Origin of the sequence: Dechloromonas denitrificans (assembly GCF_020510685.1) — a bacterium.
GTDB lineage: Bacteria > Pseudomonadota > Gammaproteobacteria > Burkholderiales > Rhodocyclaceae > Azonexus > Azonexus denitrificans_A.
The window spans coordinates 2,648,987-2,673,056 of sequence record NZ_CP075185.1; the positions used below are offsets into that span (position 1 = coordinate 2,648,987).

The following is a 24,070-nucleotide window of genomic DNA, read 5'->3' on the forward strand; positions in this document are numbered from 1 at the left end:
TCTTGAAGTTCAAGCTCTTTGGAAAACCGCTTTATCGCCACTGGAAGGCAATTTCCGGAGCGCTCGAATGGCGTATACGCTCAAGAATTGGCGATCAGCTTATCGATTCAAGCATCATTCGGATTGCCCTGAAATACAGACAACTAGTTAATGCCACCCAGTTTATTGGAATCGCCGGCAGCGTCGGCAAAACCACGGCCAAGGATATCCTGGTCGGCATCCTGAGCGTTTGCGGAAAGACGAGCGGTACCCCGCTGTCGCTCAATGCAGCGCCTGAGGTCGCAAAAGTGGTGCTGAGGACACGACCATGGTATAGATTCTGTGCCGCTGAACTGGGCGAGAGTTCGCCCGGCTCGCTGGACACTCAACTGGCGGTATTGCAGCCGTCTATCGGCATCATCACCGTGGTCGGCGACGATCATCTGACAGCCTTCGGCTCCCGCTCAGCTATCGCCCGCGAATTCGCCAAGTTGGTCGAGGCAATTCCCGCACATGGAACAATCGTTCTCAACATCGATGACGAACTGGTCTCCGGTCTGCACACGTATGCAAAATGTCCCGTCCTTACCTATGGCACCAGTGCAAATGCCAATCTGCAAGCGACCGATATCACTTCCATCTGGCCGTATCCACTTCAATTCACGGCAAATTTCAAGGGCGAATCTGTTGCCATCCACACGCAACTCTATAGCAGGCAACTATTGACATCAGCACTTGCCGCCATTGGTGGCGGACTCGCTGCTGGCCTCACACTGGCCGATTGTGCCCAAGGAATCAGCCGGACGCCTCCCGCCGAAGGTCGCATGCAGCCCGTCATCGCCCCCCGAGGAATCACGTTTATCCGCGATGACTTCAAGTCGCCGGCCTGGACAGTCCGACCACTCCTCGAACAGCTAGGCGCCGCCCGTGCCAAGCGGAAAATTTTCGTTCTCGGCACCATCTCAAATTGCCAACACAAAGAGCATGAAATTTTCAAGCTCGCCCAGGAAGCGTTGCAGGTCGCTGACATTGCAATTTTCACCGGTCGCCTTGCCTCGGCAGCACTCAAGGCACATCGGTCAGGAACCGAATCACGATTGCAGGCCTTTACCCAAATTCACGATGTAGCAACCTACCTCGAGTCGATCCAGCAGGACGGTGACCTCATCCTGCTCAAGGGAACCAATAAAAAAGATCACCTGATCAGGATATCAATGTCATTGATGGGTACGGTAAATTGCTGGGTTGATGACTGCGGACGCGACATGTTCTGTTCGGAATGCAGCCACCTGCAAGCTCATCGCGGCACACCAGGGACCATCGCACAGCTGTCGGCCAATCCTGCGAGCGCAGCCCCAGAAACTCTCCTGCCCGTCGCAACTCCAAGCGACCAGGTCATCATCGGGCTGGGTAATCCGGGTACCGAGTTTGCCCGAACGCCTCACAACGTTGGCTATGAAACACTGGACACACTGTGTTCATCGGCCGCTGGCGAATGGCGTGAATATCCTGAAGCCTGGATTGCTAAAGCATCAATTGATAATTGCAACCTCTGGCTCATCAAGATCAAGACAGCAATGAATCTGACCGGCCCAGCTTTGAAAAATCTGTCTGAAGGCATGCACTTTGGCGCAGATCAATGCATCTTGGTGTTCGACGACATTGACATGCCAATTGGCAAGGTGCGAATTCGTATGAGCGGAAGTTCCGGCGGGCATCGCGGCGTCGCTTCCATTCTGGACGCATTACAAACCGACCAGCTCCGGCGCGTCAAGATCGGCATCAAAAGCGCGTCACCTACCCACTTCGACACTTCGGCCGTCCTCAAGCAATTCGACGAAGCAGCCTACGCGACCATCAAACAATCGTTCGAAACGGCCAAAGAGCAGCTTCTCGAACTAGCCTCGCGGCCGCGCTGACAGCAAGGCATCGATCCGCTCAGTGACGAAAGCCCGGCGTCCGAGAAATTGCGGAACCCCCAGATCTGCCTCGGTGTTGAGTTCCATGAGGACCGGCCCTCGATCGGAGAAAGCAACATCCCAATGCTGCAATCTCAAGCCGGGAAAATGTTCAGCTGCGTTGCAGCACAATGAACACGCCTCGGACCAAGCGGGTAGGCGCACCCCGACAAGGCGTTCATTGGTGTCTGGATGATCGACACGTTCGGTACCGGTTGGCCACAGACCGGTTATGACCCGCTCGACTTCTCCCGTATCGGTGCTAACCCAGCCGAGAAGATTCCCGCTCTCCCCCATGCAAAAGTTGTCCGTGACGTTTTTTTGCCGACCGATTTTCCAGAACGCCAGGACGACTTCCGGGGCACCATCAATACCAAGCGCAACAATGAGGCGAACGCAACTCACCGTCGGGCCGACCAGTGCAACAACTTCCGGATGCTGAACTAGAGGTTTCTGAAAGAGCATTCCGGCATACTTTTCGTTCGTGCATGCACTCAGCAACGCTTCCCGACTGACGGTGTGTCCCCTAATGTCGAGGTATCCGCTATCGCCTAGAGCACTCTGCAAATGAAACGTGCCTCGCCCGTAGGTACCATGAACCGGTTTGATAAATACCGGAAAAATCAAGTCTGCCGACAAATATGCCCTGAGTTCATTCTCGGTGCGAAGAAGGCGTTCATTGGCAACCCTTCTTCCGGATGGCGAGTAGGTAAGTAATGTTTCGGGAACCGGAAACCCGTAATGCACCAGCAACGCATAATTAAGAATTTTGTCATTGGCCGTTGCCCGCCAGTAGTCATCATTGAGAATACGATCGATCCTTACGCTGCTCCGCCACCCGAGACACTGTGCCTTGGCTTCCGGCGAGAAAAAAACATCATCGAACACGCCAAGTTCGTAATATTCTTCAATGCCAAGCTTGTGTCGCCCCCGGAATAACTCGAGGATTTCCAGGATTTGCTGACGTCTGGACTTTCCCGTCTGTGCTCGGACCAAACCAGAATATGCAAACAGTTTTCTAAGCTTGCTCATGATCGAGCCCTCATTTCCGAGAAAAATCGCCGCAAAGCGTCACAGGACAACGGTGCACGAAAGACGATACACTATCCTTTGGTCATCACGATTAAAGGCTTGCAACTAAGCGCAATCCGTACGCTCTTTTCGGAGAGCACTCCCACCCCAGCCTGACGATTTACATCCATGTCCGATACCACCTTGCTTCATGAATTAATTGCCCGCTCCGCCGCACGCTCGCCAGGCACAACTGCCTTGATAGCTGGCAAGAGTTCCCTGTCTTATGGAGAATTGCATGATCTGGTTGGGCGATTTTCATCGGGACTGATACACCTTGGAATTCAGCGCGGCGAGCGCGTCGCCATCTATCTCGAGAAGCGTTTCGAGACGGTGATCGCCAGTTTCGGTGCTCCGGCTGCTGGCGGGGTTTTCGTACCACTGAATCCACTGCTGAAAGCCGAACAGGTTGGCTACATCCTGCGCGACTGTAATGTCCGCGTGCTCGTCACCTCCCCGGAACGCCTGGCTCTGCTGCAGGAAACACTGCCCGCCTGTCACGATCTGCGTCATGTCGTAGTTCTTGATTCGCCGGAGAGCGTACCGGCATTGGGCGCGTTAAACATCTGTCGCTGGGGCGAGTTACTCGCTCAGACACCCGCCACCGGCCACCGCGTCATCGACACGGACATGCTTGGCATCCTTTACACCTCAGGCAGCACCGGCAAGCCGAAGGGGGTTGTGCTCTCCCATCGCAACATGGTGGCCGGTGCCAAGAGCGTGGCTAGCTATCTGGGCAATCACGCCGACGATACGCTGCTGGCCGCTCTGCCGCTGTCGTTCGATGCCGGGTTCAGCCAATTGACCACGGCTTTTCATGTCGGCGCCCGAGTCGTGCTGCTGAATTACCTACTGCCACGCGACGTCATCAAGGCTATCGAACGGGAAAAAGTAACCGGACTGACTGCCGTGCCACCCCTTTATATTCAGCTCACGCAACTACCCTGGCCGGAATCGATCACCGAGCATCTGCGCTACTTCGCCAATACCGGCGGCCGCATGCCGCGCGAAACGCTGGATGCCTTGCGCCGCCATCTGCCGAAATCGAAGCCTTTCCTAATGTACGGATTGACCGAAGCTTTCCGTTCCACCTACCTGCCGCCGGCCGAAGTCGATCGACGCCCGGATTCGATAGGCAAGGCCATACCCAACGCCGAAATTCTTGTGCTGCGCGAGGATGGCTCGCCGTGCGCGCCCAACGAACCGGGTGAACTGGTGCATCGCGGGGCGCTGGTCGGCATGGGTTACTGGAACGATCCGGAGAAAACTGCGGAGCGTTACAAACCCCTGCCGGTGCATGCTCCGGGGCGCGAGGCGGGGCTCGTTCTCCCTGAAATCGCCGTCTTCTCCGGCGACACGGTACGAATGGATGAGGAAGGTTTCCTTTACTTCATCGGCCGCCGCGATGAAATGATGAAGACCTCCGGCTATCGAGTCAGCCCGACCGAGGTCGAGGAAATCCTCTACGCGACCAAACTGGTCGGCGAATGTGTTGCCTTTGGCGTCGACGACGAGCGGCTCGGCCAGGCCATTCAGGTAATAGCCACGCCGCCCGTCAATTCAGAACTCGATGTCACTGCCCTGCTCGCCGAGTGCCGTGCCCGCATGCCGGCCTACATGGTTCCGGCCGGCATCGAGGTGCGTAGCGGCCCGCTGCCGCGCAATCCGAACGGCAAGATAGACAGGAAGACGCTGTCGACCGAATGGGGCGACAAGAACGCGGTTTAAGTTGAAAGATTCTCCCTCGCGCCAGACGAAAGTCCGCAGGGAAAACTGCGGGATACCGATTCCAAATATCTGACTTGGAATACCAAGCAATGACCAAAGGGGTGCCTAGCATATGAAAATGACAGTCAGCCAAGACACCTCAAGTTCCCAAAACCGGAAAATCGGCGTCATTGCCTTGGTTCCAGATAACTGGCATGGAATCTGGATGCCGAGACACCACGTCGTTGGTCGCCTCGCTCGACAATTCGAGGTTATCTGGGTCGAGCCAGCCAAAGGCTGGCGTGACTACTGGCTTTCGCCCGCCCCCGCCAAACCCAATATCCAGTCAATCTCTCCGGATGAGTTCGGGCTGACACTCTATAGTCCCGGTCGTTGGCTACCCGAACTCTACCGCCCGAAATGGCTAGCGCAATGGATCAAAAAGCAGCGACTCGTTCAGGCCGAACGTACCCTCCGAAACCGGGGCTGTACCGATATCGTGCTGTACCTCTGGCGCCCTGAATTCGATTGGTCTCTGGATGCCATTCATGCCGATTTGACCTGCTATCACATCGATGACGAATATCGTTTCTCGACTGAGGATCTGCCCAATGACCCGCGGGAAATTGCCCTAATCAAGCGGGTCGATCAGGTAATCATTCATTCCCGAAAACTGCTGGAGAAGAAAGGCAGTTTCAATTCGCAGACGATGCATGTTCCCAATGGCGTCGATTATTCGGCATACGCGACCCCTGTAGCCGAGCCAGCAGACATTTCCGCCATCCCCCATCCACGCATGGGTTATGTCGGCGTGATCAAATCGCAGCTTGATCTGGCGCTTCTTCGACAACTGGCAACACAACGCCCTGAATGGTCGTTCGTACTGGTTGGGCCGCAGGGTTACGTCGGAGGGAAGGAGACGATCCTTGAAGAGCTAGGCAATTTGCCCAACGTCCACTTCATGGGAAACCGCCAGCTCGCCGAACTGCCAGCCTACATGCAGGCAATGGATGTCTGTCTGATGTGCTACGAAGTCTGCGATTACACCCATTTCATCTACCCCCTGAAACTGAACGAATATCTGGCAACCGGACGGCCAGTCGTGTGCTCTCCGATCGATTCGGTGACGCCACTGGGAAAGATTGTCGGCATTGCCGAAAACCTTCAGGAATGGGATAGCGCGCTGAACAATGCGCTATCGGCGGATAAAAATACTGCCGAAGCTGTCAGTGCACGTCAGCAGCAGGCATTGCTGCACGACTGGGATTACTTGGTTGATCAAATTGCCGACCAATTCCGCCGTCGCCTCGACATGGAGAAAAATCATCATGGACAACACTAGAGTACTGGTTACCGGTGGTTCAGGTTTTCTCGGCTCGCATCTTTGCGAGCGGCTGTTGAATGATGGCTGTGAAGTGCTATGTGTCGATAATTTCTTTACCGGTCGGCGGAGCAACATCAGCCACCTGCTGACACATCCGCGTTTTGAACTGATGCGCCACGATGTGACTTTTCCGCTCTACGTCGAGGTCGATCAGATCTACAACCTGGCCTGCCCGGCATCGCCTGTGCACTACCAGCATGATCCGGTGCAGACAACAAAGACCAGCGTTCATGGCGCTATCAACATGCTTGGGCTTGCCAAGCGTCTCAGGGCCAAGATTCTGCAGGCCTCGACCAGTGAAGTCTATGGCGATCCGGATATCCATCCGCAACCTGAAGGCTACTGGGGCCACGTAAACCCGATTGGTCCGCGCAGTTGTTACGACGAAGGCAAGCGTTGTGCCGAGACCCTGTTCTTTGACTACTTCCGCCAACACCGGCTGCGCATCAAGGTTGTGCGAATTTTCAATACCTATGGTCCGCGCATGCACCCCAATGATGGTCGGGTGGTCAGCAACTTCATTGTCCAGGCCCTTAGCGGTCAGCCAATCACCATCTACGGAGACGGATCCCAGACACGATCGTTCTGTTATGTCGACGATCTCATTGAAGCCCTCGTTCGCATGATGAATACCGGGGATGATTTCACCGGCCCGGTGAATGTGGGCAATCCGGACGAGTACAGCATGCTTCAACTGGCCCGCGAAATAATTCGCCTGACCGGCAGTCGTTCGGAAATCGTTTTCAAACAACTGCCGACCGACGATCCAAAGCAACGCCAACCGGATATCGCCCTGGCCCGGGAAAAGCTCGGTTGGCAAGCCAGCACGTCCTTACAGGATGGCCTGGAGAAAACCATTGGCTACTTTGCCGAACGTATTGAGTCCTTGAACCAAACACCAAACGCTATCAATTGAGCAAGAACAGGAATTTTTAGATGACCGCTATCCCGCCCCGCCCTCTCCCGATTCACGCGCCCATGCCGCAGTTTGCCGTCGCCGCCGGCCAGTTGCTGGTCGGCGGACTGCCGCTGGAACAGCTTGCCGCCCGGGTCGGCCAGACGCCGTTTTATGCGTACGACCGCGGGTTGCTGAAGACGCGCGTTGGCGAATTGCGTGCCGCCCTGCCCGCTTCGGTCAAACTGCATTACGCCATGAAGGCCAACCCGCTGCCGGCGCTGGTCGGCTTCATGGCCGGGCTGGTTGACGGGATCGATGTAGCTTCGGCTGGCGAATTGAAGGTGGCGCTCGACGCCGGGGCCAATCCGCATGAAGTCAGTTTCGCCGGTCCCGGCAAACGGCGGGGCGAATTGCGCCAGGCCGTGGCGGCCGGCGTGCTGATCAACCTCGAATCGTTCCGCGAGGTTGGCGAACTGGCGGCCATTGCCGACGAGCTGCAGCGCCCGGCGCGCATCGCGGTACGGGTCAATCCGGACTTCGAGCTGAAGGGCTCGGGGATGAAAATGGGCGGCGGCCCGAAGCAGTTTGGCGTCGATGCCGAACAAGTGCCGGAACTGCTGGCGGAGATCGGCAAGGCCGGCTTGCAGTTCGAGGGCTTTCACCTGTTTGCCGGCTCGCAGAATCTGAAAGCCGAAGCAATTTGCGAGGCGCAGCAAAAATCCTACGATCTTGCCCTGCGCCTGGCTGCCGACGCCCCGTCGCCGGTCCGTTTCCTCAATCTCGGCGGCGGCTTCGGGATTCCGTACTTCCCCGGCGAACAGCGCCTTGACCTGCAGGCCGTCGGCGATAATCTGGCCCGTCTGGCGGCCCGTGCCGAAGTCGATATGCCCGAGGCGGAACTGGTTATCGAACTGGGGCGCTACCTGGTTGGCGAGGCCGGGATTTACGTCACGCAGATTGTCGACCGCAAGATTTCGCGCGGCCAGACCTATCTCGTCGTCGATGGCGGCCTGAACCACCATCTTTCGGTTTCCGGCAATTTCGGCCAGGTCATTCGCAAGAATTACCCGGTGGCCATCGGCAACCGGATGAACGGGGTCGCCAAGGAAAGCGTCTCGGTGGTCGGTCCGCTCTGTACGCCGCTCGACTTGCTGGCCGAGCGCATGGAACTTCCCGTTGCGCAGCCAGGCGATCTGGTGGTGATCTATCAATCCGGCGCTTACGGTGCCAGCGCCAGCCCGCAAGGCTTTCTCGGGCACCCCGAGGTCATCGAGGTGCTGGTCTGATCGCAGGCGGCCGCAAGCCGCCCGGCAATCAGTTCAATTTATCGGGGTGGCCGCAGCACTGCTTGTATTTGCGGCCACTGCCGCACGGACACGGGTCGTTGCGGCCGGACTTCGGCTCTTCATGCTTGACCGTCCCGCCCACCCGCTTGTTGCGCCAGAAGTTGTAGAGCGTCTGGACGACGACCGGCAGGTTTTCCTGAATATCGGCGACCAACCGGGCTTCTTCAGTAGGGGCGAACCACCGTTCGCCGCTTTTTTCGACATCTTCCTTGAGCATGCCGTTCAGCATGAACAACGGCTCGAGCAACTCTGAGAGGTCGTCGGAATGCTTGCCGGCGAGTTCATACCAGTCGCCGCCCAGACCGGCGCCAAAAACATAGGAATCCGCCCAGGCGGCGTAGTCATAGGCTTCGCACGTCTCATCGATCGGATAAAGCACCGGGGAGACGGTATCGTCGGCCAGCAGCGCCGCGGCGATGTCGTTGTTGAGGCGCATCAGCAGTTCCAGCGTCTCGGCGACGACCGGGTCGTCGGTGCTGGTCAGCCCCTTGCCCAGGGCTTCCGGCAACCAGACGGCGGGTGTTACCGGTTCCGGGCCGCTGACGATGGCGCAGAGCATCGCCTGGATTTCGTCCAGACGCATGGCTTCGCCGGCAAAAACATCGGCTTCGAGCAACTCTTCCAGATGGTCGAGTTCGCTTTCGGAGAGGGGGGTGGGGTTCATGCTGTTTTATCCTGTTGACCGGAGTGAATCTTTGTCGAGTATAGGGGTCTGAAAGCCGACCGCCAACCCGTAGATGGACCTGTCATGCCAAAAATCGGGAAAACCGATGCCGGATACGGCACCCGAAGCAGGGACAGGATGCCGACTTATAAGCCGCGCGCCCAGGCCGGACGGAGCGGCGCCTGCCCGGGGCTGGCAATGGCTTGGCGGACCTGGTTGAGCAGGCGTTCCTTGTCGGCCCCCAGCGTACCCTTGAGGATCAGCCAGTTCGAGGCGTGGTCGCTGCGAAAAACCGTGCGTTTCAGTTCCAGACGGGACAGGAACTGCTCCATTTCGCCGAACAGTTCGGGCTGAGCGAGCGGCTCCCATTCCGGAAAATCGGCGCGAAAGCGCTGCTCGCCCGTCGGAAAGCTGACCACCAGCGTCGCCAGGTACTCCGGCTGTGTCGCGTTGGCCAGCCGTGCCGAATTCTCGGCATGCTGCGAGCTGTAGATCTTGCCGCCCAGGCCATTGAGGATCATCACCGAGCGTGTAATGCCGGCCGCACCGAGCTTGTCGAGCGCCTCCCGGGTCGTCTCGAAGGTTTCACCCTTCTTGACGGCGGCCAGCACCTGACCGTCGCCCGATTCGGCTCCGACATAGACCATTTTCAGGCCGGCCGCGGCCAGCTCGTCGATTTCGGCCTGCGACTTCTTGCGCAAATTGCGCGGCAGGCAGTAGCTGGAAATGCGCCGGACGGCCGGCATGTGCGTGCGAATCGCCTGCAGTATGCTCAACAGACGGCGGGTCGGCAGGACCAGCGCATCGCCGTCGGCCAGGAAGACGCGCCGCACCTGATCGCCGTAGCGTTGCCCGGTCAACCGGATGCTTTCGAGAACTTCGGCCTCGTCCCGCGCCCGGAATGTCTTTTGCGCGGCGGTGTACATCTCGCAAAAAGTGCAGTGATTCCACGAACAGCCATCGGTCACCGGCAGGATCAGCGATTCCGCTTCGCTCGGCGGACGGAAAACCGGTTCGACGTAACGGATCGGGATCATTATTTAGGCGCTCACCTTGGCGACAAAGGCCGGCGGCACCGATGTCGGCTTGCGGGCCGAGTAGTCGAAGAAGACGATGCCATGCTTGCCACGCGCCACTTCGCGGCCGGTGGCCTTGTCGGAAAGCCGCCAGACCAGGTCGCAGCCAAACTTGTTGAAGTCGTTGGCGGCCATTTCGATGACCAGCGTCTCGCCATGGAAAGCTTCCGAGCCGTATTGCGCCGCCACATCGGCAACGACGATGCCGACGCCCTCGACATCCAGTTCGCTGTAACCGAGCGACTTGAAGAAACGGACCCGTGCCTCGGAAACAAGCGAAAGCAGCGCCGTATTGTCGAGATGATGGCCATAGTTGATGTGGCCGATATAGATGGGGACTTCAGTCGAAAAACTGAAACGCTCGGGCAATTCGATCTTGATACGCGGCATGAGGTCTACCAGAATGGGGGCGATGACCGATTTTAAGTGCTGCGGAGAACCTCGACCAGCCTGACCGTCGGCGATATTGCTTACACTGCCCGCTTTGTCGTTCGCCGCAAGCCGGAACGACCACCAACCGCCACCAGGAGACTGCCCGATGAAAGCCATCGACCACAACCGACTCGACAAACTGGTTCTCGATGCTCGCAAGAATGCCGATGCCCGGGCCGAAGGTTACCGCGAACGCGCCCTGAAGATCTATCCGTGGATCTGCGGCCGCTGCACCCGCGAATTCACCGTGACCAACCTGCGCGAACTGACCGTGCACCACCGTGACCACAACCACGACAACAACCCGGCCGACGGTAGCAACTGGGAACTGCTCTGCATCTATTGCCACGACAACGAGCATCAGAAACAGATCGAGGCCGATCGCGGCTATACCGATACCAGTTCGGCCCGCGGCGGTGGCGCGACGCACAACCCGTTCGCCGCGCTGCAAGACTTGCTCAAGGAAAACAAGCAGTGAGCGAACAGCATCATCTCACCTTCAACACGCATGGCCGCGGCGCGGTCGAGATAACCGACGACATTGCCGCCACCGTGCGCAGTTCGGCGCTGGCCGTCGGCGTCGCCCACGTTTTCGTTCGCCACACCAGCTGCGGCCTGGCGATTACCGAAAACGCCGACGGCAGCGTCCGGCGCGACCTGGAAACCCTGATGCAACGCTGGGCGCCCGATGGCGACCCGGATTATCACCACGACCTGGAAGGCGACGACGACATGGCGGCGCATGCCCGTTCGTTGCTCACCGGCACCTCGGTAAGCGTTCCCTTCGCCGATGGCCGGTTGCAGATCGGCACCTGGCAGGGCATCTATCTGTTCGAGCACCGCACCCGCGGCCATCGCCGCGAAATCGTCGTCACCCTGCTCGGCTGAAAGTCAGCCGCGGCGCAGACGACGCCAGCCGAGCACGACGCCGCTCAAACTGATCGCCAGGCCACCCAGGCTGGTGATGATCAGCATGCTGTCCCACAGCGGGCGGCGGTCGAGCAGGGGCAACCAGTCCCAGCTGTGAAAAAGGGAGAACAGCCAGCGCTTAGCCCGCAGATGACTGTCCAGGCGGAGCACTGTCCGGCCGCTGCGCGGATCGAGATAGAGCCAGGTTCCATGCGGATCGTCGAAGCGCAGCACGACCACCGGCAAGGGCTTGTCCACGTGTCCGGCCATGGTATGCGGCGCCCGACCGTAGTAGTGCCAGTCGTAGTCGTTCTGGACGCGCGTTTCGATCAGCTGCGCCGTCGGCATCGCGGCGGCGCCCTGCCGCTCCAGTTCATCGACGCTTAGCGTCGCGAATGGCCGGCATTCACCGTCGCTACGGGCCAGACGACTGCCGTCGGCAGTGCGGGCCTGAATCAGCAGCTCCTTGCCGAACAGCCACCACTCGATCTCGGCCGGTTCAAAGCCAGCCCGCCGGAAACACGCGAGCAAGTCGCCCACCGCCGATTCCGGCATGTTCAGGCCGGCCGACCACTGCTGCTCGACAGGCCGGGCCGCACCAGAGGTGAAAATTTTCCACGGATTCATTGAAAACAGGCCGCTGGCGATCCAGGTCAGGGCCAGCAGGCCGAAGCCGAGCCCCAACCAGTGATGCCAGCGCATCAGCTTGTTGCGATAGGGGCTGCGACTGCCGTGCCGATACGGCGTTTTCCGCCAGCGCAGCAGGCCGATCAGCATGCCGCTCAAGGTCAGCACGGTCGCGGCGAGCGAGGTGTAGATGACGATTTCCGTCCACCACCGATCGAGCCCCCCGCCGCGCAGCGGATACAGCCAGTGCAACCAGGCGCCCAGCCAGTTCCAGCGACTTTCGGTCAGGCTGACGTCGCGCACCACCTCGCCGGTGGTGCCCGAAACGTAGAGGTATTTCAGCCCGTCGCCGACCATTTCGACCCGGAACAGCGGCCGGTGCCCATCCATTGCCCGCGAATGGGTCCATGCATCCTCGTCCAGCCGTTCGCTGCCGACCACTGTTGCGGCGAGGGCAAAAGCACGCGCCGCGGCAAGCGCCATCGGCTCATCGACCGCCGAGACAAGCCGGCCATCTTCGGCGTCGACCGCAGCAAAGCGCTGTTTGCCGGCACCCGCGATGTAAAACGGCTTGCCGGCAATCGACGTCAAGCGCAATGAACGCAGGCCGAAATCCTTCGGCAAGGCCGCCTGGGCCTCGGCCGGCGAGCGACAGCAGGAGTCGCCGGCCAGGGCGGACAGGCTGTGCAAGCGCTCGCTGCTGCTCAGTTTGGGGTAGCCGACATAAAGCATCACGATGCCGGAGACGAACCACAAGGCCATGAACAGGCACAAGGCGATGCCCAGCCAGCGGTGACCAAGGAAGAGAATGCGCCGAATGCTCATGTAACGACGCTCAGAAGCCGGTCTGGATGGAAATGTCGAAAGTGCGCGGCGCGCCGAGATAAGCCATGTTCGTTCCCGACAGGTTCTCGGCATAGATTTCGTCGCCCAGGTTCTTGCCGCGGGCCGTGATTTTGGTCGTCCGGTTCAGGCGATAACTGACGAAAGCGCCGAACAGGTTGTAGGCCCCGTCACTGACCGTATTGCCGGTATCGGCATAGCGCGACGAGACGTGACGGAGATCGGCCCCGATTTCCCAGTTGGCCATCGGCGCATAGGTCAGCCACAAATTGCCGACCCGCTTCGGGATATTGCTCGGCCGATTGCCGGCCCGCGAAACGGCGACCCCACTCACCGTCTCGGTGAAGTCGTCATACTCGGCAGCGACCAGCGAAACATTGCCGGCCACCTGCAAACCGGAAGCAATGCGGTAAGCCCCGGTCAGCTCGATGCCGCGCGACGACTGCTGACCAACCGGGATCGTCGTTCCGGGATTGTTTGGATCGCTGACCGCGATGTTCTTGCGGGTGATTTCGTAATAGGCCACGGTACCCGCCCCCCGCCCGTCAGCGAAACTGAACTTGCTGCCCAGTTCCCATTGCTTGCCGGTCGTCAGATCGAAATCGCGAACCTGGGTAAAGATCGCCGTGGTCAGGATGCCGGCCGGCGGATCGGCCGCGGTGCTGTACTGGACATAAACATTGGCATTCGGCGTCAGATCGTAGGTCAGGGCCAGGCGCCCGGTCAGCGGACTGTAGGTGCGCTTGAAATAGGCCGGGTTGCTCGCACTGACAGCACGATGATTGGTCACTTCAAGATCGATTTCGTCGCGTCGGAGACCACTGAGCAGCGCCAGGCGCTCGGTAAAACGGGTGCGGTTTTCGAGGAACAGCGCCAAGGTCGTGACCTTGTTGCTGCGGTCCGGCGTATAGGTTGCACTCACCCCGGGCAGACTGAAGAAACCGGCGGTCGAAAAGCTGTAAGGATCGACGGTGCCGAACGGCCCCGCCACCGACAACGGAAACCGCGTCTGCTTGTTCACGCTGTAATCGAAGCCACCGGCCCAGGCGCTCGGCAAACTGCCCAGCGAACTGTCCCAGCTGAACTCGACGCGATTGCCGTTCAGATCCTGATCATGCCGTTGCAGCAAGGCATTCGACCGGGTGACGGCGGTATTGCTGGCATTGAAGGCATAGGTTTCGACGTTCTGGTAGTCGCGCAGCGCATCGTAGTGATAGAAGGTATTGCGCAGGCGCAGACTGTCGGCCGCCTTGTATTCGACGATCGAACGAGCCCAGCGCACCGTCTGTTCATAACGGCCGTCATGGGCGTTGTAATTCTTGAAGCGCGTATCGTCGTCAATGGCGATCCGGCCGGAAACCGGACGCAGCAATGGCGTTCCCCAGTACGGCCGGTCGACGCGCTCGTTCTGGTATTCGACAGCCAGCGTATGGCTGAGCGTCGGCGTCAGATCCCACAGCCAGGAACCAGCCAGTTGCCAAGCCTCGCGTTTGCTGTCGTCGCTCCAGCCATCCATGCTGTTGCGATTGACGTCAAGGCGCAGGTAATGGCTGTCGCCCAGCCGGCGATTGGCACCGGCGGCGAGCTGGGTGGATTGATAGCTGCCATAGCCGGCCTTGAATTCAGTCAGGTCACCATCACGATTGGCCTGTTTGGTGAGGTAGTTGATCGAGCCGCCGACCGCACCGGCGCCGAACATGAAGGTGGACGGTCCGCCGATGGCTTCGACCTGATCGTAGATCCAGCTATCGACCGGGCGGGCCGCAATCACGTCGTACTGCACCGTGATGCCGTTGAACAACTGGGTGATGCTGCCGCCGGAAAAACCGCGATAGAGCACCGATCCCGGCGCCCCCGGGGCCGACGAGGTGGTGATGCCGGGAACGCTTTTCAAGGCTTCCTGCGTCGTCTCGATGCCGCGCTGCTCAAGCAGTTCGCGGTCGATGACGGTGACCGTGGCCGGCGTCTCGCGAACCGAAAGCCCAAGGCGGCTGGCCGTCGTGCTTTTTTTCTCCAGACCGACCGGACTGCTGTCGGCCTGAGCGGAAACGACAACCTCCGACAGTTCCTTGGGCGTTTCCGCGACAGACCAGGCCTCGACCGGAAACAGGCCAAGAATGGACAGGGCCAGCGGCGTGAAGGGAAAGGATTTGGCGGTAACTGCTGATGACATGTGGGCTCCCCGATAGATGCTGCCTGGCGCCTAAAGCAGGACGCGCAGGCGGCGCATGCTATTGATCGGGGAACCGAATTGGAATGTGACATGTTGTCACGTGCGGCACAGTGCCGCAGCCGCCAGCCCTCGGCCGTTCAGGCCTCGCCCTTGTCGCGCGCCGGCGCGCCACAGGCATGGCAGAAGCGGGCGAAGGCACTCTTGCGCTCCTGGCACTGGGCGCAATGGTCGAACAGGCAGATGCCGCAATGCGGGCAATAGTCGATCGCGGTGTTGGCCAGATCGACCGACCGCTCGCAGCCCGGGCAAACCTTCTTGGCCAGCCGGGCGAGCGCCGTGTCGTAGCTCAGTTCCTTGCGTCGTTCGACATCGGGCATGGCCTCGGCCAGCTTCTGCTTTTCCAGGTAGCGGTTCAGCGAAACGATGGCCTGCCGGCCGACCAGCACGGTGATCACGATGCCGACGACGTAGCGGACATAGCCGCCGTAACTCGGCAGATAAGGCACCAGTTCGACAAAGAAGGCGAACAGCGCAAAGTAGATGAAGCCCCAGACAAACGGCCAGTAGGTGCTCTTCCGCTTCCTCGCGAACAACCAGCCGGCGATGCCGAGCAGCGGCAGGGTCAGCGTCAGGCGGTAAAGAAAGACCCGCAGTTCCTGGCTGCGCAGTTCGCTCGTCAGCTTTTCGCCAGCCGCCCGCTCTAGTTCGCGCAGCCGGGTCTGGGCGTGGGCCTCGGCCTGCTGCGCATCGAGCAGGATTTGCTGTTCGGCCTCGACCCTGGCCAGCGACTTGCGCTCGGCCGCTTTCAGGCCGTCGAGTTCCTGAGTGCGGGCGATCAGTTCCGGGTCCTGATCGGCCTGCTTGGTGGCATGCCGGGTGGCCAACCAGTTGCTGAAGGTGTCACGCGCCGTCGCCGAATTGGCCCGCGCGGCATTGAGCTTCAGGCGGCTCTGATCGAGGTTTTCCTGGGCATCCTGGCGGGTTTTCTGCGTTTGCCGGATGACCGCCCGCGTCTGCTCGGCAAGCGGCTTGTCGATGAAATCTTCCAGCGTGTAGCGGTGTTCGACCTGCGGCAGGTTCTGCACGATCGTCCCGCCCAGCCCGATCAGGAAGCTGGCGAAGACGATGGCGACAAGCCACAGACCGAAGCGGAACCATTTTTCCGAAAGACGCAACGCCTTGCTCATGACTTACCCCCTTTGAAGACCGCGACGGCCCGGGCAACGCCCTTGACCAACAGCAGCGCCAGAGCGCCGCCAACCATGCCGACCGCGACGTCGAGCGCCAGCCCGATGACGCCACCCAGCAGGCCAGCCGCTGCGGCGATCTGCTCGATGCCGTGATGGACCGGCGGAATGCCGTGCGCCAGGATGCCGCCGCCGACCATGAACATCGCCACCGTGCCGATCACCGTCAGCGCCTTCATCAGCTGCGGCGCGGCAAGCAGCAGGCCCTTGCCGACGGTTCGCGCCAGCCCGTTGCCCTTTTCCAGCAAATACAGCCCGAGGTCGTCCATCTTGACGATGCCGGCGACGATGCCATAAACCCCGACGGTCATGATCAGGCCGATGCCGGCCAGCACCGTCACCTGCGATGCGAATGGTTGGCCGGCCACGGTGCCCAGCGCAATGACGATGATTTCCGCCGAGAGCACGAAGTCAGTGCGGATGGCGCCCTTGATCTTGTCGGCCTCGAAGGCCGCCATATCGACATTTTCATCGGCCAGTGCGGCGACTTCGGCGGCATGCGCCGCAGCATCCTCAGCGGCGCCGTGCAGCCATTTGTGCGCCAGTTTCTCGACGCCTTCCAAGCACAGGTAGAAGCCACCGAGCATCAGCAGCGGCGTCACCGCCCACGGAATGAAGGCGCTGATCGCCAGCGCCGACGGCACCAGGATTAGCTTGTTCTTCAGCGAACCGACGGCGACCGCCCAGACCACCGGCAATTCGCGCTCGGCCCGGACGCCGGAGACCTGCTGGGCATTCAGGGCCAGGTCGTCGCCCAGCACGCCGGCGGTCTTCTTGGCGGCAACCTTGGTCATCAGGGCCACGTCGTCGAGGATGGTCGCGATATCATCGATCAGGGCGAGCAGGCTGGCTCCGGCCATTGGCGGTTTCCATTTCGAATAAAAACGCCATTCTAATTTGTCCGCGGGCGATCCGGCAGGACTTGCCGCCGGGCCAGGCGACGCATCTGCTATCCTGTTTGAATACGCCCGCCCGCGCAACGCGCCCGCCCCTCCGGAGTTTGCCCCTTGATGAACAGCTTTTCCCCGCTCGGCCACGAATGGACGACATTGCAGAACAACCACGAGCAGTACGAAAAAAGCAGCCTGTTGATCAAGCTGACCGCCACCGTGCTCTGCGCGCTGGCCCTGGCCGAAGGCATCACCGTCGTCCTGATCGGCCCGACGCTGTTCGTCTTCTGGCTGATGGAGGGCATCCTGCGGACCAGCCAGTCGCGCCTCGGCGACCGCCTGCTGCACATCGAAGCGCTGCTCCGGCAAGACCCGCCAGCGCCGGGCGCGGCCTATCAACTGCATAGCGAATGGCAAGCCGGTCGGCCGGGAAGTCTCGGCCTGATCGGCGAATATCTGAGCAATGCGGCCAGACCGACCGTCGCGTTCCCGTATGCCCTGTTGCTGATTGGAGGACTGCTTCTATGACTATCCATTCCCATCCGGCGCCCGCCTTCGCCCTTGCGCTGCTGCTTCTGGCCAGCAGCGTTGCCGCCGCCCCGCCACTTCCCGGGCTGGCCGCCAACACCTCGGAGGTGACCGTTTCCGGGATTTCTTCCGGCGCCTACATGGCGGTGCAGTTTCAGGTCGCCTATTCGAGCCTGGTGCGCGGCGCCGGCATTCTTGCCGGCGGTCCCTATTACTGCGCCAAAGACTCGGTCAACCGGGCGCTCGGCAACTGCATGGAACCGGTCGGCAAGGAAGCGCCGCCAAGCGCCGATGAAACACTGAAGACCATCCGGCAACTGGCCGAGTCGGGCAAGATCGATCCGCTCAAGGATCTGCGCGACGACCGGGTCTGGCTGCTCGCCGGCGGCCAGGACAAGACGGTGGACGCGGTGGTGATGGATTCCCTCGCCGCCTTCTACCGCACCACGCTGCCCGAGTCGGCAATCCGCTACGTCAAGCTGCCGGATGCCGGCCACGCGATGATTTCGGTCGCCGACCCCAAGGCCAATGCCTGCGATACTTCCAAGCCGCCGTTCATCAACCGTTGCCAGGATTTCGATGCCGCCGGCCAGTTGCTGACCCATCTGCTCGGCCCGCTGCAACCGGCCGCCGCGCCGCCGGCCGGCGAAATCATTGCCTTCGATCAGGCGCCCTTCATCAAGGGCCTGCCGATCGATGCCAGCCTCGCCAAGGAAGGTTACGCCTTCGTCCCGACCAGCTGTCGCGGCGGCGGCTGCCGCGTCCATGTGGCGTTCCACGGCTGCCGCCAGAGTGCCGGCGAAATCGGCCGACGCTTCGTCGAAGGCGCCGGTTACAACGGCTGGGCCGCCAGCAATCGCCTGATCGTGCTCTATCCGCAAACCACGACGCGCAACGGCTTCGCCTTCTGGTCCTTTAAGTGGCTGCTCAACCCGAAAGGCTGCTGGGACTGGTGGGGTTATTCCGGCAGCGATTACCACACCCGCGACGGCCTCCAGATGCACGCCGTACGCGCCATGATCGATGGCCTGGGCGCACCGGCCAAACCCTAAACCGGCCCGCCCCACACCGCCCGCCCGCGCACCCTGGCCTCGGGTTAGAATTCGGCCCGCTCCGCGTGTCGCGGCCCCCTGCCCTTTTGTCCAGATTTGAAGCACATGTCCGACTACTCAGCCTCCTCCATCCGCGTCCTGAAAGACCTTGAACCCGTCAAGGAACGTCCTGGCATGTACACCAGGACAACCTGTCCGACCCACATCATTCAGGAAGTCATCGACAATGCGGCCGACGAGGCGCTGGCCGGCTTCGCCAAGAAAATCGGCGTCATCGTCCGGGCCGACGGGGTGATCGAAGTCAGCGATAACGGCCGCGGCATCCCGGTTGAAATCCACCCGGAAGAAGGCAAGCCGGCGGTCGAGCTGGTTTTCTGCAAGCTGCACGCCGGCGGCAAGTTCAACAAGAAGGACGCCGGCAACGCCTACCGTTTTTCCGGCGGCCTGCACGGCGTCGGCGTGTCGGTGACCAATGCCCTGTCGACCCGGCTGGAAGTTGAAATCAAGCGCGGCGGTGGGGTCTACCGCATCGCCTTCGGGGCCGGCTTCGTCGTCGAAGAACTGGCCCGGATCGGCGACTGCGGCCAGCGCAATACCGGGACCACGGTGCGCATCTCGCCCGACCCGAAGTATTTCGACTCGCCGAAGATCAACCTTGGCCAGCTTGAGCATCTGCTGCGCTCGAAGGCCGTGCTGATGCCGAATGTCACGGTCGAACTGGACATCGAAGGCCAGGAAAAGAAGGTCTGGTGCTACCAGAACGGCATGGCCGATTATCTGGCAGAAATGATGGTCGGCCAGCCGGTGGCGCCGATTTTCGTCAGCGAAAAATACGTCGAGACGGCCAATGGCTTCGCCATCGGCGAAGGCGCCACCTGGGCCCTGGCCTGGTTCGAGGAAGGCGGCGGCAAGCCGGAATCCTACGTCAACCTGATCCCGACGCTGGACGGCGGCACCCATGAAGCCGGCCTGAAAGCCGGCGTCTTCGAGGCGATCAAGACTTTCGCCGAACACCACGCCATCCTGCCGGCGAAAGTCAAGCTGGCGCAGGAAGACGTCTGCGGCCGGATGACCTATTTGCTGTCGGCCAAGGTGCTCGACCCGCAGTTCCAGGGCCAGACCAAGGAAAAGCTGACCAGCCGCGACGCCTACAAGCTGGTTTCGCAGATGGTGCGCGACCCGTTCGAGCTGTGGCTGAACAGCCACGCCGAGTACGGCAAGAAGATCGCCGAACTGGCGGTCAAGGCGGCACAGAACCGGATGAAATCGACGCAGAAGGTCGAGAAGAAAAAATCCTCCGGCATCGCCACCCTGCCCGGCAAGCTGACCGACTGCGAATCCGACGACATTTCCCGCAACGAAGTCTTCCTGGTCGAGGGCGATTCGGCCGGCGGCTCGGCTAAACAAGGCCGCGACAAGGAAACCCAGGCGGTGTTGCCGCTGAGGGGCAAGGTGCTGAACACCTGGGAAGTGGATCGCGACCAGTTGTTCAAGAACAACGAAGTGCATGACATTTCCGTGGCGGTCGGCGTAGACCCGCACGGCATCGAACAGATCGGGACGGTCGATGTGTCCGGCCTGCGCTACGGCCGGATCATCGTGATGTCCGATGCCGACGTCGACGGCAGTCACATCCAGGTGCTGCTGTTCACGCTCTTCCTCAAGCACTTCCCGGCCCTGGTCGAGCGCGGCCACATCCACGTCGCCCAGCCGCCGCTGTTCCGCGTCGATGTCGAGGCGCGCGGCCATACCCGCAAGGTCTATTGCCTCGACGAAGCCGAAAAGGAACAGACGCTGACCAAGCTGCGCGACGAAGGCGTTTCGGAAAACAAGATCACCGTCTCGCGCTTCAAGGGCCTCGGCGAAATGAACCCGGACCAGCTGTGGGAAACCACGCTCTGCCCGGATACCCGCCGGCTGGTGCCGTTCCAGGCCAGCCGCGAAACGATCAAGGAAATGACCGCGACTTTCACGCTGCTGATGGGCAAAGGCGAAGCTGCCGGCCGCCGGGCGTGGATGGAGAAGGACGGCGGGCTGGTCGAGGCCGACGTCTAAGGCCGGTCTGCCGCGCCAGCCGGGGAAGCCGCCCGGCGCCAACGAGGAGCACCACATGTCGAAATCTTTTACCGGCCCGATCGTTGCGGCCGTAGTCATTGCCCTGGCCTTCGTGCTCAATCCTTCGCCGGAGAAACACCGGGCGAAGATCAAGGAAGTGATCGCCGAGCGCAGCCAGCTCGAGCGCGTTTTCGGCATCGGCCAGCTGACCTCCTTCGCCTCGCGCTACCACTCCTTTGGCGTCGGCTCGTACACCACGGTGAACGACAAAGTCACCTCGCTTGGCGCGTTCGGCTTGGTTTTCGTCACCGACTGAAAACCAGCCAGGCGGGCCGGTTACTCGCCGAGATAGACCGGCTTGCGCTTTTCGGTGAACGCCCGGATGCCCTCGCTGTAGTCGCGACTGCTGTAAACCACCCGGCGCAGGCCCTGGATGCGCTCGAAGTCGTTCGGCGAGAGCGGCTGGGCGGCCGACAGGATGCGTAGCTGCTCCTTCATCACGCTGATCGCCAGCGGCGAGTTGAGCGCGATGCCGCGAGCCATGTCGCGCGAGAAAGCCTCGATCTGCTCGGCCTCGACCAGATGGTTGATGATGCCCTGGCGCTCGAGGCGCGCCGCGCTCATCGGCTGGCCGGTAAACAGCAATTCCTTGGCGATATGCGGGGTCGTCGCATTGAGGAAGGTAAGCAGGCCGGAGGCGTTGTAGGGGACGCCCAGCTTGGCCGGCGTGGCGGCGAAGGTCGAGTCCGGCGTGGCGATGATCATGTCGCAGGCGAACACCAGCTCGCAGGCGCCGCCCCAGACGCCGCCCTCGACCAGCGCGATGACCGGCGCGGGAAAAGCCTCGATGTCGCGAATCAGCATGCGCAACGGGTCCTGCCAGCCCAAGGGGTCGTGCCCGCCTTTCGGCAGCTCGTCGACGCTGTGCCCGGCCGACCAGACCTTGGCCCCCGGCTCGGCCCGCAGGATGGCGGCGCGTACCGATTGCGCCTGAAACTCGCGCAGCGCCTCGGAAACCTCGGTAATCAGAGCTTCCGACAGGGCGTTGCGCTTGCTCTGGTAAGCCAAGGTAATGGTGCCGATGTGCTCGGCAATGCTGGTTTGAATGAATGCCATGAAAAGATCCGAATCAGAAGAAAAGCCCGTGATGCTGACGGGCTGGCCGAAAAATATCGCGCTAGTGTGCCTCAAACTTGTTGCTTCGATGACATTCGCACGATGCCAGCCGGATTCCCGGGGTAATTTCGCGCCATTTCCTCGGGCAAGCGCTGGGGCAAGCCCCGCTTTTTCCCCTATCATTCGCTTCCCGATGCCCAGCTTCCGCCACCGTCTGAACGTGAACCGGGAAATGGCATCGATCCCGGAAAAGACAATGAACGAACAACCCGCCAGGACGCCCCGTCCGACGCGCAATAGCAGCAGTTTCAGCCAACTCGCCGGCGCCGCCCGGCCATCCACCCTACGTCGCTGCCTGCTGACGGCCAGCCTTTTGCTGCTGGCCGGCTGCGCCAGCCTGTCATCCGACAAGCCGGTGCCACCGCCCGCCAAGCCGAAAGTCGCCCTGGTTCTCGGCGGCGGTGCGGCACGCGGCTTTGCCCATATCGGCGTGATCAAGATGCTCGAGTCGCAGGGCATCGTCCCCGACATTGTCGTCGGCACCAGTGCCGGCGCCGTGGTCGGCGCGCTCTATGCCGGCGGCCACGATGCCTACGCGATGCAGAAGATCGCCCAGCAGCTCGACGAAACCATTTTTGCCGACTGGACCCTGAGCGGCCAGGGCTTTCTCAAAGGCGAAGCGCTGCAGGGCTTCGTCAATCAACACCTGCGCAATCGGCCGCTGGAAGGCCTGAACAAGCCTTTCGCGGCAGTCGCCACCGATCTCAATAGCGGCGAGCGGGTGGTTTTCCGGACCGGCGATACCGGCATGGCAGTTCGTGCTTCGGCGGCGGTTCCCGGCGTTTTTCAGCCGACCCGCTTCCGCGGCAAAACCTATGTCGATGGCGGCCTGAGCAGCCCCGTTCCGGTCCTCGCGGCGCGCGAAATGGGCGCCGATTTCGTCATTGCCGTGGATATTTCGGCCCGTCCGGAAGGTCAGCCGATCGATAGTCTGAGCAGCGTGTTGTGGCAGACGACGACCATCATGGGCGGCATCATGGGCAAAGCCGAACTGCGCCAGGCCGACATCGTCATTCGCCCGAACCTGCCCTACGTCAAATCCTGGGACTTTACCGCCCGCCACGATGCCATTCTCGAAGGCGAACGCGCCGCCCAGGCGGCCCTGCCGCAGATTCGCCAGAGACTGGGCAGGTAGTCCCGGGAGCGCGGACGCCCAGCCAGCAACAAAAAAGCCATCTCGCGGGATGGCTTTTTGCTTGGCCGGCCTGTCGTCAGACGCCCAGCCACTCCAGGAGTTTACGCAGGCGGCCTTCCTCGGTGGTCACGAAACCGGTGATGCCGACCCGCTTGAGGATCTGGCCACCGGCAGCCGAGCCGGCCAGTTCGTTCAACGCCTGCTGCATTTTGCCGACCTGTTCGGCAGTGACGCGCGGCGAGGCGACCAGCGGCATGTAGGGCTGCGCCTTCGACTGATGCAGGACCCGATGCTCGCCCTTGATCCACTGCGCGTAGGCACCGGAGTAAGAGGCAATGCCGCCGACGTCGGAAATCCGGTTCTCGATGGAGAACGGAATCGCTCCCTGTTCGCGCACGTAGCTGACTGCCTCGTTGTCGATCAGGATGCCCTGGTCACGCAGTTCGGCGCGGCAGAAACGGGTCATGTAAGCCTTCTTCTCGGGGAAGATGAAGGTCTTGCCCTTCAGGTCGGCCACTTTCTTGATCGGCGAATCCTTGTGCACGATCAGTATGCACTGACCGTCCGGTTTCGCCGTGGCGACGAAGTTGTAGCGATAGTCGCGGAGGCCGCGCGCCGGATAATCGGAGGGACGGGCGATGACCAGATCGTACTGGTCGTCTTTCATGCCCTTTTCCAGAGCCGAAAATTCGCGGACGAAAGCCACCTTGATCTCGGCATTGATCGCCCGGCCGAGCACATCGGCCAGCGGCTGATATTTGGCACGCGCCGTTTCGGCGTCGATGCCGCCGGATGTGCCTTCGCTGACCGCGAAGACCAGTTGTGGTTTTTTCGCTCCGCTCTGCGCGTGCGCGGCGGGAACGAGCAGGACGAAGGCTGCCAGGCTGAGGGGTAAAACAAGTCGCATCGGAACGTTCTCC

Annotated in this window: 22 protein-coding genes; 12 read left to right on the top strand and 10 right to left on the bottom strand. The window is 61.0% G+C overall.

The genetic code is table 11. The annotated features are described in order from the left end of the window. Window positions 1–2: 2 nt before the first annotated feature. The gene (pth, locus tag KI611_RS12640; protein ID WP_226415905.1) at window positions 3–1,898 is read left to right on the top strand and encodes an aminoacyl-tRNA hydrolase; all 1,896 of its coding nucleotides are present in this window, start codon (window positions 3–5) and stop codon (window positions 1,896–1,898) included. On the opposite strand, the gene KI611_RS12645 is transcribed toward pth, so the two are convergent. Next, the gene (locus KI611_RS12645; protein ID WP_226415908.1) at window positions 1,878–2,969 is read right to left on the bottom strand and encodes a sugar-transfer associated ATP-grasp domain-containing protein; all 1,092 of its coding nucleotides are present in this window, start codon (window positions 2,967–2,969) and stop codon (window positions 1,878–1,880) included. The two genes, pth and KI611_RS12645, sit on opposite strands and share 21 nt — an antisense overlap. A gap of 168 nt (window positions 2,970–3,137) precedes the next feature. Between KI611_RS12645 and KI611_RS12650 the strand changes: the two genes are divergently transcribed. The 4 genes from KI611_RS12650 (at window position 3,138) to KI611_RS12665 (ending at window position 8,283) form a co-directional block, all read left to right on the top strand. Continuing rightward, a complete protein-coding gene (locus KI611_RS12650) occupies window positions 3,138–4,736 on the top strand; it encodes an acyl-CoA ligase (AMP-forming), exosortase A system-associated (RefSeq protein ID WP_226415910.1) in 1,599 nt (532 codons plus the stop codon). A gap of 112 nt (window positions 4,737–4,848) precedes the next feature. After that, window positions 4,849–6,057, top strand: coding sequence for a glycosyltransferase (locus KI611_RS12655; RefSeq protein WP_226415913.1), 1,209 nt, complete (start codon window positions 4,849–4,851; stop codon window positions 6,055–6,057). After that, window positions 6,044–7,015: a UDP-glucuronic acid decarboxylase family protein gene (locus KI611_RS12660; RefSeq protein WP_226415915.1), complete on the top strand. Its 972-nt coding sequence runs from the start codon at window positions 6,044–6,046 to the stop codon at window positions 7,013–7,015. Before KI611_RS12655 ends, KI611_RS12660 begins: the two co-directional genes overlap by 14 nt. Window positions 7,016–7,035: 20 nt before the next feature. Next, window positions 7,036–8,283 (top strand): pyridoxal-dependent decarboxylase, exosortase A system-associated, encoded by a 1,248-nt coding sequence (locus KI611_RS12665; RefSeq protein ID WP_226415917.1) that lies wholly within the window; start codon window positions 7,036–7,038, stop codon window positions 8,281–8,283. Window positions 8,284–8,311: 28 nt separating this feature from the next. Here KI611_RS12665 and KI611_RS12670 read toward each other — a convergent pair whose 3' ends face one another. The 3 genes from KI611_RS12670 to KI611_RS12680 form a co-directional block, all read right to left on the bottom strand. After that, a complete protein-coding gene (locus KI611_RS12670) occupies window positions 8,312–9,007 on the bottom strand; it encodes a YecA family protein (protein WP_226415932.1) in 696 nt (231 codons plus the stop codon). A 146-nt stretch (window positions 9,008–9,153) separates the two neighbouring features. After that, window positions 9,154–10,044 (bottom strand): radical SAM protein, encoded by an 891-nt coding sequence (locus KI611_RS12675; RefSeq protein ID WP_226415934.1) that lies wholly within the window; start codon window positions 10,042–10,044, stop codon window positions 9,154–9,156. A 3-nt stretch (window positions 10,045–10,047) separates the two neighbouring features. Continuing rightward, complete coding sequence (locus tag KI611_RS12680) at window positions 10,048–10,473, bottom strand: acyl-CoA thioesterase (protein ID WP_226415936.1); 426 nt, start codon at window positions 10,471–10,473, stop codon at window positions 10,048–10,050. A gap of 148 nt (window positions 10,474–10,621) precedes the next feature. On the opposite strand from KI611_RS12680, the gene KI611_RS12685 reads away from it, so the two are divergent. Together KI611_RS12685 and KI611_RS12690 are read left to right on the top strand one after the other, a co-directional pair. Further along, complete coding sequence (locus KI611_RS12685) at window positions 10,622–10,993, top strand: YajD family HNH nuclease (protein ID WP_226415938.1); 372 nt, start codon at window positions 10,622–10,624, stop codon at window positions 10,991–10,993. Next, window positions 10,990–11,403, top strand: coding sequence for a secondary thiamine-phosphate synthase enzyme YjbQ (locus tag KI611_RS12690; RefSeq protein WP_226415940.1), 414 nt, complete (start codon window positions 10,990–10,992; stop codon window positions 11,401–11,403). Before KI611_RS12685 ends, KI611_RS12690 begins: the two co-directional genes overlap by 4 nt. Before the next feature lie 3 nt (window positions 11,404–11,406). Here the strand turns inward: KI611_RS12690 and KI611_RS12695 are convergent, their stop codons facing one another. The 4 genes from KI611_RS12695 to KI611_RS12710 all read right to left on the bottom strand — a co-directional run bounded on the left by KI611_RS12695 (window position 11,407) and on the right by KI611_RS12710 (window position 17,174). Further along, window positions 11,407–12,876: a PepSY domain-containing protein gene (locus tag KI611_RS12695; RefSeq protein WP_226415942.1), complete on the bottom strand. Its 1,470-nt coding sequence runs from the start codon at window positions 12,874–12,876 to the stop codon at window positions 11,407–11,409. Between the two features lie 10 nt (window positions 12,877–12,886). Beyond that, on the bottom strand, window positions 12,887–15,067 hold the full coding sequence (locus KI611_RS12700) for a TonB-dependent receptor (RefSeq protein ID WP_226415944.1): 2,181 nt from the start codon (window positions 15,065–15,067) through the stop codon (window positions 12,887–12,889). A gap of 137 nt (window positions 15,068–15,204) precedes the next feature. After that, window positions 15,205–16,254 (bottom strand): serine endopeptidase, encoded by a 1,050-nt coding sequence (locus KI611_RS12705; protein ID WP_226415946.1) that lies wholly within the window; start codon window positions 16,252–16,254, stop codon window positions 15,205–15,207. After that, a complete protein-coding gene (locus KI611_RS12710) occupies window positions 16,251–17,174 on the bottom strand; it encodes a DUF808 domain-containing protein (RefSeq protein ID WP_226415948.1) in 924 nt (307 codons plus the stop codon). The genes KI611_RS12705 and KI611_RS12710 overlap by 4 nt, the downstream gene beginning before the upstream one ends. 150 nt (window positions 17,175–17,324) lie before the next feature. Between KI611_RS12710 and KI611_RS12715 the strand changes: the two genes are divergently transcribed. The 4 genes from KI611_RS12715 to KI611_RS12730 all read left to right on the top strand — a co-directional run bounded on the left by KI611_RS12715 (window position 17,325) and on the right by KI611_RS12730 (window position 21,155). Next, window positions 17,325–17,732, top strand: coding sequence for a hypothetical protein (locus tag KI611_RS12715; protein ID WP_226415950.1), 408 nt, complete (start codon window positions 17,325–17,327; stop codon window positions 17,730–17,732). Beyond that, a complete protein-coding gene (locus KI611_RS12720) occupies window positions 17,729–18,784 on the top strand; it encodes a PHB depolymerase family esterase (RefSeq protein WP_226415952.1) in 1,056 nt (351 codons plus the stop codon). Before KI611_RS12715 ends, KI611_RS12720 begins: the two co-directional genes overlap by 4 nt. A 105-nt stretch (window positions 18,785–18,889) precedes the next feature. Continuing rightward, a complete protein-coding gene (parE, locus tag KI611_RS12725) occupies window positions 18,890–20,839 on the top strand; it encodes a DNA topoisomerase IV subunit B (RefSeq protein WP_226415954.1) in 1,950 nt (649 codons plus the stop codon). Between the two features lie 55 nt (window positions 20,840–20,894). Then, on the top strand, window positions 20,895–21,155 hold the full coding sequence (locus KI611_RS12730) for a hypothetical protein (protein ID WP_226415956.1): 261 nt from the start codon (window positions 20,895–20,897) through the stop codon (window positions 21,153–21,155). Window positions 21,156–21,175: 20 nt separating this feature from the next. Here KI611_RS12730 and scpB read toward each other — a convergent pair whose 3' ends face one another. After that, the gene (scpB, locus tag KI611_RS12735; protein ID WP_226415958.1) at window positions 21,176–21,955 is read right to left on the bottom strand and encodes a methylmalonyl-CoA decarboxylase; all 780 of its coding nucleotides are present in this window, start codon (window positions 21,953–21,955) and stop codon (window positions 21,176–21,178) included. A 256-nt stretch (window positions 21,956–22,211) separates the two neighbouring features. Between scpB and KI611_RS12740 the strand changes: the two genes are divergently transcribed. After that, window positions 22,212–23,150 (top strand): patatin-like phospholipase family protein, encoded by a 939-nt coding sequence (locus KI611_RS12740; RefSeq protein ID WP_226415960.1) that lies wholly within the window; start codon window positions 22,212–22,214, stop codon window positions 23,148–23,150. 76 nt (window positions 23,151–23,226) lie between these two features. Here the strand turns inward: KI611_RS12740 and KI611_RS12745 are convergent, their stop codons facing one another. Further along, window positions 23,227–24,057, bottom strand: coding sequence for a phosphate/phosphite/phosphonate ABC transporter substrate-binding protein (locus KI611_RS12745; RefSeq protein ID WP_226415962.1), 831 nt, complete (start codon window positions 24,055–24,057; stop codon window positions 23,227–23,229). Window positions 24,058–24,070 lie beyond the last annotated feature (13 nt).